Raw genomic sequence first — 11,931 nt, 5'->3', positions numbered from 1 at the left:
CAGACAGGGAGGCCAGTACAGATGACGGAGCGGGTAATCGACCTCGAGGCGGTCAGCTGGCGGACGGGTCGCGAGCTGCTGCTCGATCGCGTGAGCTGGCAGGTGGAGCGCGGGCAGCACTGGGCGCTGTATGGGCTCAACGGCTCCGGCAAAACGACGCTGCTCAATCTGATCAACGGCTATATCTGGCCGAGCGCAGGCGCGGCCAGCGTGCTCGGTCATCGCTTCGGCGAGATCGATCTGCGCGTGCTGCGGCGCTCGATCGGCTGGGTCAGCGCCTCGCTGCAGGACAAGCTGTATGCCTCGGACAAGACGCAGCATGTCGTCATCAGCGGCAAGCACGCGACGATCGGATTGTACGACAAGGTGGAGCAGGACGATCTGGCGCGTGCGGAAGCCCTCATGGCGACGCTCGGCTGCGCCAAGCTATGGGACCGCGAGCTGCGCACCTGCTCGCAAGGCGAGAAGCAGAAGGTCGTCATCGCGCGGGCGCTGATGGCCGAGCCGGAGCTGCTCATCCTCGACGAGCCTTGCAACGGACTCGACCTGTTCGCGCGCGAGACGCTGCTCGCCGGCATCGAAGGGCTGACGCGCCAGCCGAGCGCGCCGACGCTGCTGTATGTGACGCACCACACCGAGGAGATCCTGCCCGTTTTTGGGCACACGCTGCTGCTGCGCGGCGGTCGCGTATTCGATCGCGGCGAGACGCAGCGCATGCTGGAGCCGAGCCGGCTCGGCGCTTTTTTCGAGGCGCCGGTCGCGCTGGAGCGGCATGACGGCCGCGTCTATGTACGGCCGGGCGCCGGCGCCTAGCCGCGCCGGCCCGCCGGGACCATCTTATGCACCGGAGGACGGGACGCTATGAAGGATATACCGAACATTGAGGACGTATTCGCGCTGGCGCGGCCGCTCATTCGGGCGATCGCCGGCGCGCTCGGTCCGCAGTGCGAGATCGTGCTCCATGACATGCGCACGCTGGAGCATTCGATCATCGCCATTGAGAATGGCCACATCACCGGACGCCAGGTCGGCGATTCGAGCACCAATCTCGGCCTGCAGGTCGTCAGCGAACCCGAGCAGGACGGCGACATCCTCAATTACAGAGCCAAGTCGCGGGACGGCAAGACACTGAAGAGCTCCTCGCTCTACCTGTACGACCAGACGGGGCAAGCCGTCGGGGCGATCTGCATCAATTGCGACATCACCGAGCTCGAGCTGGCGGCCAATGTGCTGAACCGGTTCGTGCGGACCGAGCGCCAGGTCGAGGAGACCTTCTCCGGCGACATCGGCGATGTCATCGAAGCGCTGCTGGAGCAGGGTCTGGCCCTCGTCGACAAGCCGGTCGCCTATATGCACAAGGCGGACAAGCTCAAGCTGCTGCAGTTTTTGGACAGCAAGGGGACGTTCAACGTCAAGCGCTCGATGGACCGGGTGGCGCAGTTCCTCGGGGTCTCCAAATTCACGGTGTACAATTATCTGGAGGAGGTCCGCGGCCAAAAAGACGGCTTGCCGTAGGGCACAGCAGGCTGGCGTCAACAGAGCACGGACCCGGATGGCACAGCCACGCTCGCATGAAAGGGCCTCTTGCCGCAGGTATACGCCAGCCCGGCGCGGCCCTGCGTGGCAAGAGCAAGAGCCGCTCGCATGGGCATACCCCAGCACGGAGCATCCCTGGGGGGGGCCAGACCGCCTGTGGCGAGTCCGGCGGTCAGTGGCGACGCGGGCTTTTTGTTTTGACGGCGATCTGATTTTATTTTTAACGAATTGACAAAAATTTTATGGATCGATACAATAATTTTGTAATACGTATCGCAGTCCTGCGAATCGGTCATACCAATCGTAGGCAGATCGGACGAAAAAAAGGAGTGAGCGACAATGGGAAAAATCGAAGCGCGCTTGAAGGAGCTCGGCATTGAGCTGGAAGAGGTCCAGCCGCCGAAGTATCAATATGTGCCGGCCAAAGTGTTTGGCGGCAATCTCGTCTACACCTCCGGCCAGGACTGCCGCATCAATGGCGAGCTGATGTACACCGGCAAGGTCGGCAAGGACCTGACGCTGGAGCAAGCCCGCGAAGCGGCGCGTCGGACGGCAATCAATTGCATCAAGGTCATCAAGTACGCCGCAGGCGATCTGGATCGCGTCAAGCAGGTCGTGAAGGTGCTTGGCTGGGTCAATTCGGCGGACGGATTCGTCGAGCAGCCGCTCGTCATCGACGCTTGCTCGGAGCTGATGTACGAAGTGTTCGGCGAGAAGGGGCGCCATGCGCGCTCGGCCGTCTCGGCGAATGAGCTTCCCTTCGACACGCCGGTCGAGATCGAGATGATCGTGGAGCTCGAGGACTGACCGAGCGAGGCGACGTCAATCGGATGAGTCGCTGACCAACTCGGAAGAGCCCGGTGCGGGATATCCGCACCGGGCTCTTTGGGCTAGACAAGACGAAGGCAATGGATGTGTAACTAAAGACTAGATCAAGTTCGATTGCTGCAACAGCCTCGTTACAATGACAGCAACCTCCGCACGGGTCATATTGTCCTTTGGAGCCAAGACATGGACGTCACGTCCTTGAATGATTCCGGCCTTCACGCTGGATGCAATACTTTGCGCGGCATAGCCGGAAGCCTCGCCTGCATCCGCGAACATGGACAGCAACTGCTCCGCTTCATGCTCGGCAAGCGCTACTTTCAAGCCGGTTACTTTCATCGCTCTGGCTGTCATCGTCATGGCTTGCTCACGTGTGATTTTGTTCGCAGGCCTGAAGGTACCGTCTTCAAATCCGTCTATGATGCCATACTCATGCGCGATAGCAACGGCATCATAATACCAGTTGTCTTTGGTTACATCACTGAAAATATCCTTGCCGGTACCGGGTCGCATAACCCCGAGTCCCCGAATGATAATCGCGGCGAATTCCGCGCGGGTAATATCCCTTGCAGGCTCAAAGTTGCCTGCTCCGCTGCCATCAATGACAAGTCGGGAGCCTAAGTCATTGATCTCCTCCATGGCCCAATGCGCATGCACGTCCGCAAAGGTTTTGGGGTTTGAAATCACCAGATAGATGCTATTGGTCAAGCTTTCGATTTGCGCATAAGGCTTTCCGTCGACGATCACCACTTTCGTGGGCACATGGGAGAAGGAGCCGTCAGCACCGAGGACGACGCCTGTCGCGGTTGTGCCCGACTGGAATTCCTCGGGAAGCGCAATGCTTCTTTGCACATAACCGTCGAAGTTGGATATCTCCACCTCGCCGCTGTCGCTGCTGGCGATGATCTTGAATTCTACTGGCTGTGCAACAACCTCGTAGCCTTGACGCTGCGCGGTGTCCTGCACCTGATTTACCGTATCCGCTGCAGGCGTTGCGATCGTAATATGGAGCTTGATGTCCTCCAAGGCCGTCCCCATCTGCTGGGACACGGCATCCATATTGATTTGTGCCGCTGCCAGCGTATAAGTGGCCTTATCCGTTTTGATCTGCAGCCGCGTATCCTTTGCTTTCAAGAGCTTCATCAGCTGTCCGGACAATTCCACGACGATCTTGTCGGATTGGGCAAGCACGGGAATGGTGATGGTTGCGCCGTCGCCTTCCCGGGATATCCTCTGCTCCAGACGGGCTGGATCGATGGTAACGGTTGTGACGCGATTGCCATTCTCCATCGTCGTGGCTTCCGTACTGAGGCCGGTTACCGAATGTCCGCTGCCAGTATTGCCTGTTGGCGGCGGAGATGGGGTTTCTCCACTGTTGTCGTCCTCGGCAGTGACGGTTAATACGGCCGTTTTCGTATCGGTTGCGACGTCTAGCCAAGCGGCCCCGTCCCAGCTTTGCTTCTGGAACGTAGCCTCTATGAGGTACTGTCCTTCCGCAGAAGGGGTATAGCTGGAGGCGTAGACCTGCTCGGTTACTGTGAATGTCCCGGATTTTCCAGCTTCGGAAGAGCTCCATCCGACGGGATAATACCGCTCCTCGCCTTGCACAGTCCCGCTCTCATTTTGTCTGTCGCCTGCTGCCGTAATCGTCACCGTATCGCCTGCCGTTACACTGCTGCGATCCAGGTTAACGGTGTTTTTGGACGCATCGGCCGTTGCCGGAGACGGGGTTTCTCCGCCGTTGTCGTCCTCGGCAGTGACGGTCAATTCGGCCGTTTTCGTATCGGTTGTGACGTCCAGCCAAGCGGATCCGTCCCAGATTTGCTTCTGGAACGTAACGTCTATGAGGTACTGTCCTTCTGCTGAAGCGGTCAAGCTGGAAGCGTACACCTGCTCGGTTACCGTGAAATCCCCAGATTGTCCAAGCTCATTAGAGCTCCATTCAACGGGATAATACCGCTCCTCGTTCAGCACCGTTCCGCTTTCATTCTGCCTGTCGCCGGCTGCCGTAATCGTTACCGTATCGCCTGTCGTTACACTGCTGCGATCCAGGGTTACGGTGTTTTTGGACGGATCGGCGGTAGGGACCTCCGATTGTGCTTGCTTAATACCTGTAACGAGAATATTGCGGTAGGCCGTATTTACAGATGTTGTCCGCAAGCCGATCGAGCCGGTTGCCCATTCGTTTACGGGATTGGTCCATTCCAGCTGCAATTCTCCATCCAGATAACCCTTTATCGAATTTTCGTATACCAGCACTTTCAAGGTATACCATTGTTTCGAAGCAGCCGAGATGGCCGAGCTGGATAAGAGCGTCATGGCTCCGTCCACGGATTGGTATAGCTCCAATTTGTTGTTGTTTGCATTGAGCCGATACATATAGAAATTTTGGTCATCCTGTACTCTGAAGAGAAGACCCGCATTGGCATTTTTGATGTGCACTCTCACATCGGCTTCATAGGAATAATCCGTCCATGCCTCGCCCGATGTATGGAGCAGCACTGCCGACGCATCTGCTTTTTGAACCAGAATATTCGAGTCTTCTTCCGTTTCAACCCGCCAGCTGCCGGAGCTGGACGTCCAGTCTGCAGAGATCCCGTCCGCAAAATCATCGCTGTAAAGCACGTTGTCCGGATCGGATTCGACGGGCAATTCTTCCGCCTCTATAATATGAATCGTAAAGCTTTTTTCATAAGAAAGTCCGCCTGAATCTGTGCTTCTCACCCGGATGCTGTAGCTGTCTTTGGTTTCGTAATCCAGCGCAGTCCGGAGAATCAGCGAGTTCCCAAGCACGGGAATGGAGAAGCTTCCATTGTCGGTATCTCCCTCTCCGGCTACCAGCGTATAGGTAAAGGTATCCTGTTCGTCGGGGTCCGCTGTGGAGAAGGTTCCAACAAAGCTGCCTTCCGCCGTATTCTCCACGACGAGGTCATTGGAGAGCATCAGATCGGTCGGCGCCAGATTGATTTTGGTAACGAGGACATCGTCATACTTCACATTGGCCGAGGTCGTTCGGAATCCGATGCCTCCAGTTGTCAGTTCTTCGATCGGGTTCGTCCAACTCGTCATTAAATTACCGTCTACATAAGCTTCGATTGTATTGCCATGAACGGCCACTTTAATCGTATACCACTGCTTGCTCGGCGTAAACGCAGTGTCGGCATCCTCTATGCGAGTCAAGGTGCCGTCAACGGCTTTAAACAGCTCCAGCCGGTTGTCTTTCGCATTGATGCGGTACATATAATAATTGTCTTCATCCGTCACCCTGAAGAGCAGGCCTGCATTCTCTTTGCCGTTCGCCAAGTGAGGATGCGTTCTGGCTTCAACGTTGTAATCGGTCCAGGCAGCGCCTTCTTTGGCAATCAGGAGCGAGGTGTTGGTCCGATTCCCGCTGGACAGAACGTTTTCGCCATCATTCGTCACGGCCCATTGATCCTCAGGTCGGAGTACCCATTTATCCAGCGTTCCGTCTTCGAAATCATCGCTGAAGATAGGGGGAGTCGTATTGACGAAGGCTACGCCGCGCACATTTTCATTCCGCACGGATGCTTTCAGGTCGCTCAGGCTTTTCGCAAGTTCACCTTTTACATATACATCCGTAAAGGTCAAGCCATCCACCCATCCGCCGCGGGTTGGATTTCCTTGAATTTGGGAGGTGCCTCCCGTCTGGCGGACATTAATATTTTTGAACAGAATATTTTTTACATCGCCGGATGTGACGGTGGAAACCCTGAACCAATAATTTCCGAACTGGTTAATGCCGACCCGTTCGATATCAATATTCTCAAACGTCACATTTTGCGCGTATCCTTCCTCCGGAAGCGGATTGCTTGTATAGGCATGATCGACAAGCAGCGCCCGGGCGCTTTGATACACATACGAGTTCTGAATGGTTATGTCGATTTGGGGCGTGGCTATGCCCATGCCCAGCTTGAAAGCCGCGCATCTCGACCAGGCAAGCGCGTCGTCAAACACGACATCCTCCAAATGCTCAATTGCGCCTGGCCAATCCTTGGACATGCCCTTTTGCGGCCAGGTTTTGGTGGAGTAGGTATCATCGTCAGAGATCGCGATGGCATGCTTGACCAATACGTTCTGACTTTCGTTAATATCGATGGCGTCGTCTTCAAGCATGCGAAGATCCTGATAGCCCTTGTAGTTCGTGATGGTCACGTTGTCGGAACGCACCACCAGGAACGCCCAGAAACCGCCGTCGCGCAAGGTCAGGCCATCAAACGTAAAGTTGCTGGTTGCAATCGGAACCAACAGGTTGTTGACGAAGCCTTCCCCTTGGTTATGCGTTGGCGGGGCATCCGTCATTTTGCGACTTCGCATCTCCACCCCTTTGCCATCGATGGTACCGCGTCCCCGCATGATGATATTCTCGGAGTCAACTTCCGTACGGATAAAGTAGGTCCCATCCCGCGAGAGCGAATCCTTGCGGAAATCATTCCGGTAATCCTCGCCCCTGCCTGTGCCGACAATGACAGCGCCTCCGGCCAGGTAGAAGTCGACATTGCTCTTCAAGGTCAGATTGCTGGAGGTGTAGACGCCGGCTGGAATATACACAATTCCTCCCCCGGCATCATGAGCATCGTCAATGGCAGCTTGAATCGCATCCGATGTAATTGTGGCCCCCGTATAGTCCGCATTGTACGGTGCGCCCGTCACATCGTATACGTCGTCTGCGGTCGGATCGGGAATGTTCGTCTCCAGCGGATCGGCCGCAATGACGAGTCTTTTCCTGATTTTCGCGGGATCGCTTTCATCTACCTTTTCATTCGGATCTTCATTAATATCCACGATCACGTAGGTAGAGCTAGAAAGCGTAAACGTCAGCTTATTCCCATCAACCGTGCCTTGGATATTCTTGGCAAGCGGACTGATCGAATAGGAGGTGATCGGTTCGTTCGCAGTGATCTCAATGGTGACCGTTCCATCGAAAGAAAATTGAGCGTAGTCATATTCAGGCTTGTATTGAATGACAGGAACCGACTCATTGCCCGCTTTCAATGTATAGACGCTGGATGGCGTATAAATTGAGGGCATAGGATAGTTCTGAATGGTGGCCGCCTCGCCATTCGGTTCAATCAAAGTCTCGGCTGCAGCGACTGTACCGGCTGCTTGCGGCATGAAACCAGGGAGCATGAGTGCGAAGACGAGTAGACTACTCAAAACTTTTTTCATAAAAAAATTGACCTCCACAAAATCCATATTCTTTCGTAAAGACTGCATTGACCCTGATGGTGAAAGCGTTATCAACATAAAGCAATTCACCTACATGGTTGGCCCCCTCTCAAAATAATGATTTATTCATTATAATCTCTGTCCCGGCAGAGAGGAGTGTGGCAATCTCACTCTCAAGGGATAAAAATGCAAGGTAAACCCAAAAATCAGGTATTTGATTTTCTAGTAAAAGGGAAATGATCATACAAAGAGGTTTTATTTTTAGGAGGGGTACGAAAAAAGGGTGGGGATCAGCGGGCGAATGAGCGAGGTGACTTTAAAAAGCATATGCAACAGAAGGAGCGCTGGCAAATGGGGAAATTCGCCCCTTCTGTTCCCGCCTGCCCAAACTATTTAAACGCCATCGTGGCCTGAACCGCCTTCGTCCAGCCCGCATACTGCCGCCTCACGGCGTCGGACTCGGCGGAGGGCGTGAAGCGGCGGTCCAGCTGCCAGGCGGCGCGAATCGCATTGCGGCCCGGCCAATAGCCGACGGCGAGCCCGGCCAGATAGGCTGCGCCGAGCGCAGTCGTCTCCTGGACGACCGGCCGCTCCACGGCTGCGCCGAGCAGGTCGCTCTGGAACTGCATCAGCAGCGTGTTGGCCACTGCGCCGCCGTCGACGCGCAGGCTCTGCATCGTCAGCCCGGATTCCTCCTCCATCACCCGCAGCACATCCTTGGTCTGATAGGCGAGCGATTCCAGCGTCGCCCGGATGAGATGCTCCTTGGTCGTGCCGCGCGTCAGGCCGAAGATCGCGCCGCGCGCATCCGCATCCCAATAGGGCGTGCCCAGGCCGACGAAGGCCGGCACGACATAGACGCCCTCTGACGAAGCAATACGCGCGGCGTACGTCTCGCTGTCCGCGCTGGACTTGATCATCCGCAGGCCGTCGCGCAGCCACTGGATGGCGGAGCCGGCTACGAACACGCTGCCTTCCAGCGCGTATTCGACGCCGCCATCCGTGCCGAGGGCGATCGTCGTGAGCAGCCCGTGCTCGCTCCTTACCGCTCCCGTACCGGTATGGAGGAGCATGAAGCAGCCCGTGCCGTACGTGTTTTTGGCCATGCCGCGGTCAAAGCAAGCCTGGCCGAAAAGCGCGGCCTGCTGATCGCCTGCGCACCCGGCGATCGGGACCTGTACGCCGAAGAAGTGGTGGGCCACCGTGCGGCCGTACACCTCGGAGCTGGGGCGCACCTCGGGCAGCATCGCCGCCGGGATCTCAAGCAGCTCGAGCAGGTCCTCGTCCCATTTCAGATCATGGATGTTGTACAGCATCGTCCGCGATGCGTTGGTGCAGTCGGTCACATGGCGTGCGCCGCCGGTCAGCTTCCAGATGAGCCAGCTGTCGATGGTGCCCAGCAGCAGCTCGCCGCGGGCGGCGCGCTCCCGTGCGCCCTCCGTCTGATCGAGCAGCCACTTCGCCTTCGTGCCGGAGAAGTACGGGTCGATCAGCAGCCCCGTTTTGTCGCGGATCATCGCCTCGTGGCCGTCCGCCCGGAGCTGCTCGCAGATCGGCGCCGTCTGACGCGACTGCCAGACGAGGGCGCGGTGAATCGGACGACCGCTCTCGCGCTCCCAGATGACCGTCGTCTCGCGCTGATTGGTGATGCCGATGGCCTCGACCTGCTGCGGCGTCACCGCCGCTTCCGACAGCACCGCGGCCATGACACCGAGCACGGAGACCCAGATCTCCTCCGCGTCGTGCTCCACCCAGCCGGGACGGGGGTAATATTGCCGAATTTCCTGCTGTGCGGCGTGCACCGGCAGCCCCTTGCGGTCGAACAGGATCGCGCGTGTGCTGGTCGTGCCCTGGTCGATGGACAGGATATACGTTTTCATAGCTATGGCCTCCATTTCGCGTTCACTCCGGCGCAACCTGCTTCCACAGCTCGGCGCGCGAGGTCGTCACGGCTTCGGCCCCGGCGCCGAGCGCCTGGTTGACCTCCTCGACGGTGCGAATCAATCCGCCGGCGAAGATCGGGATGCCGGTGCGCTGACGCACCTCGGCGATGATATGCGGCATGACTCCGGGCAGCACCTCGATATAATCGGGTTGGGTCCGCTCCAGCAGCTTGTAGCTTTTTTCGAGCGCCTGCGAATCGAGCAGGAACAACCGCTGAATGGCGATGAGCCCGTTTTGCTTCGTCTTGGCGATGACGCTGGCGCGCGTCGAGATCAGCCCGGCGGGCCGGATGATCTGACACAGGAATTCGGCGGCGTATTCGTCGTTTTTGAGTCCGCCGATCAGATCGGCATGCAACAGGATGCGCTTGCCCCCGGCCCGGACCATCTCCACGATGGGCCGGATCTGGCTGATGTGGCTCTCCAGCAAGACGAGACAGCCGTAGGGCAGCGCCATCAGCCGCTCCAGATCCTTCATGCTGCGCACGGCAGGCAGGATGCGCTGGTTGTCGAATGCGATGCGAATGCACCTCCTGGCGCGAAAAACCCACACCAATGCAAGCCTGATGCTCAGGATGCAATTGGTGTGGGTTCTCCGCTTCTCCATCACGTGTATGAACTTGGTTCTATTATAGAGAAGTCGGCGCTCCAGCGTCAACCGACAATTCGCTGGAACCAGATATTGATGTCCGTAATCTTGTCCAGGTATAGCAGAACCGCGATGACGAGCAGCAGCGCGCCGCCGATCTTCATCAGCACGTCGCTGTACTTGAGAATCCAGCGCAGCCGTCCGATGAAGTAGGCCATCAGCATGAACGGAATGCCGAACCCGAGGGCGTATGCGGTCACATTGGCGAAGGTCTGGCCGGGATAGAGCGCGCTGGCATACATGATCGATCCGAAGATCGGTCCGATGCAAGGCGTCCAGCCGGCGGCGAAGACGATACCGGCCACGACCGAGCTGAGCTTGCCGCGCCGCTTCGTCTGCAGGTTCAGCTTGAACTGCTTCATCAGGATCTGAGGCTGAAAAATGCCGAGCAGGAACAAGCCCATCGTCCCGATGAACACGGCGCCGAGCATCCGGATCAGATCCTGATACCGGTAGAAGACGTTGCCGAGCAGGCTGGCCGAATAGCCCAGCACATAATAGATAAAGGAAAATCCGAGCAAAAACAGCAGGGAGTTCAGCGTGATGGCCCGCGCCAGCCGCTTTTTGTCCGACTGCTCCAGCTCCTTGATTGAAATGCCGGTAATGTAGGAGATAAAGGAGGGATACAGCGGCAGCGTGCATGGCGAGACGAATGCCAGCAGTCCCCCGGCAAAAGCCAGGCCGAGCGTCACCGATTCATTCATAAGTCGCCGTCCTCCTCCGCCGCATCCGACCAGGTCCGCACCCAGCGCTCGGCCGTCTCAAAGTCGATCTCCGCTCCTTGCTCGCGCACAATGCCCTGGCGGTCGACAAGCAGGTTAAGCGGATAGGCGTTAATATTGTAAAGCTTGGTGACCTCGCCTTCGCGGTCCATCAGGATCGTATAGGTCAGATTGAGCTCGTCGACGAACTCGCGAGCGTAGCGCTCCTTGTCCAGACTGGTGGCATTGACGCCGATGACCTGCACGCGATCGCCGTACTGCGCATGCAGTTGCTGCAGATCGGGCGCTTCATTGTAGCAGGGCTGGCACCAGGATGCCCAAAAGTTGATCAGGGTCAGCTTGCCGGTCTCGCCGCCGACCTCGACTGGACGATCGCCCAGATCGGGCAGCTCAAAGTCCGGCACGAGCGAGCCGACGACCGGCGCGCTGACGACCGTCCCATCGGCATCGCTTGCGATCAACTGGTCGTACAGGATATAGCCCGAGACCAGCACCAGCAGGCCGAGTATAATCCAGTTGCGTTTCATCGTCATATTCCTTTCGGCGGCTGGGCTAACGCCGGCAGCCGGGTGGGAGTAGGCTCATGGACCGATCATTGTATTCAGCGTATCAAATGCCGCCCTTAATGACAATTGTGTTCACGTAAACGTGCGATTATTGTCACGGCCGACAACGGCATAGCGGCGATGTCCGACCATGCAGGCGGAGCGAAGGCGGGCGGTTGTACGAAGCGAGCCGCCGGGGTATGATAAGAGGTGGCAGGACACGCACGACGCAGGATGCGTGCGACGACGGGAGGGATGACAGATGGGCGTACCGGTGGGCGTGTGGATTGCGGCAGGCGTCATATTGATTCTACTGACCTGGATGACGATCTGGGTGACCAATAAGGCATACTCCAAGCGCTGGGAGGATTCGGACGAGTCTTGAGTTTTTGACGCCGACCGTTTGAGAGACCTTGCGCCGTGTTATAAAAGAATAGAGACAATGCTTGCCTGTCACAGGCGGCGACGGCCGCTTGGTGTCTAGCGTAAGCATAGCTCTGACAATCCAGGCATTCGAGGAGTGA

General features: G+C 57.4%; 9 protein-coding genes. 4 read left to right on the top strand and 5 right to left on the bottom strand.

Annotation, left to right across the window (positions count from 1 at the left end; genetic code table 11):
• Nucleotides 1–21 precede the first annotated feature (21 nt).
• From IDH44_RS06345 to IDH44_RS06335, 3 genes are all read left to right on the top strand, one after another.
• Nucleotides 22–813, top strand: a complete 792-nt coding sequence (locus tag IDH44_RS06345) for an ABC transporter ATP-binding protein (RefSeq protein ID WP_190915814.1) — start codon at nucleotides 22–24, stop codon at nucleotides 811–813.
• A 48-nt stretch (nucleotides 814–861) separates the two neighbouring features.
• Complete coding sequence (locus tag IDH44_RS06340) at nucleotides 862–1,515, top strand: helix-turn-helix transcriptional regulator (RefSeq protein ID WP_190915812.1); 654 nt, start codon at nucleotides 862–864, stop codon at nucleotides 1,513–1,515.
• A gap of 360 nt (nucleotides 1,516–1,875) precedes the next feature.
• A complete protein-coding gene (locus tag IDH44_RS06335; protein ID WP_190915810.1) occupies nucleotides 1,876–2,343 on the top strand; it encodes a RidA family protein in 468 nt (155 codons plus the stop codon).
• Nucleotides 2,344–2,463: 120 nt separating this feature from the next.
• Here IDH44_RS06335 and IDH44_RS06330 read toward each other — a convergent pair whose 3' ends face one another.
• From IDH44_RS06330 to IDH44_RS06310, 5 genes are all read right to left on the bottom strand, one after another.
• Nucleotides 2,464–7,626, bottom strand: a complete 5,163-nt coding sequence (locus tag IDH44_RS06330; RefSeq protein WP_190915808.1) for a family 16 glycoside hydrolase — start codon at nucleotides 7,624–7,626, stop codon at nucleotides 2,464–2,466.
• Nucleotides 7,627–7,937: 311 nt separating this feature from the next.
• Nucleotides 7,938–9,428, bottom strand: coding sequence for a glycerol kinase GlpK (gene glpK, locus IDH44_RS06325; protein WP_190915807.1), 1,491 nt, complete (start codon nucleotides 9,426–9,428; stop codon nucleotides 7,938–7,940).
• Between the two features lie 22 nt (nucleotides 9,429–9,450).
• Complete coding sequence (locus tag IDH44_RS06320; protein WP_190915966.1) at nucleotides 9,451–10,011, bottom strand: glycerol-3-phosphate responsive antiterminator; 561 nt, start codon at nucleotides 10,009–10,011, stop codon at nucleotides 9,451–9,453.
• Nucleotides 10,012–10,145: 134 nt separating this feature from the next.
• On the bottom strand, nucleotides 10,146–10,844 hold the full coding sequence (locus IDH44_RS06315; RefSeq protein ID WP_190915805.1) for a cytochrome c biogenesis CcdA family protein: 699 nt from the start codon (nucleotides 10,842–10,844) through the stop codon (nucleotides 10,146–10,148).
• Nucleotides 10,841–11,389 (bottom strand): TlpA family protein disulfide reductase, encoded by a 549-nt coding sequence (locus IDH44_RS06310; RefSeq protein ID WP_190915803.1) that lies wholly within the window; start codon nucleotides 11,387–11,389, stop codon nucleotides 10,841–10,843. Before IDH44_RS06310 ends, IDH44_RS06315 begins: the two co-directional genes overlap by 4 nt.
• A 280-nt stretch (nucleotides 11,390–11,669) precedes the next feature.
• Between IDH44_RS06310 and IDH44_RS26945 the strand changes: the two genes are divergently transcribed.
• Nucleotides 11,670–11,792 carry a hypothetical protein gene (locus IDH44_RS26945; protein ID WP_263364364.1) on the top strand — a complete coding sequence of 41 codons (123 nt, stop codon included), beginning with the start codon at nucleotides 11,670–11,672 and terminating at the stop codon, nucleotides 11,790–11,792.
• The last annotated feature ends 139 nt before the right edge of the window (nucleotides 11,793–11,931 follow it).

This window comes from Paenibacillus sabuli, assembly GCF_014705605.1.
In the GTDB taxonomy this organism is placed as follows: domain Bacteria; phylum Bacillota; class Bacilli; order Paenibacillales; family Paenibacillaceae; genus Paenibacillus_D; species Paenibacillus_D sabuli.
Note: the sequence above shows the minus strand (reverse complement) of the source record. Positions and strands in the feature narration are given on the sequence as shown.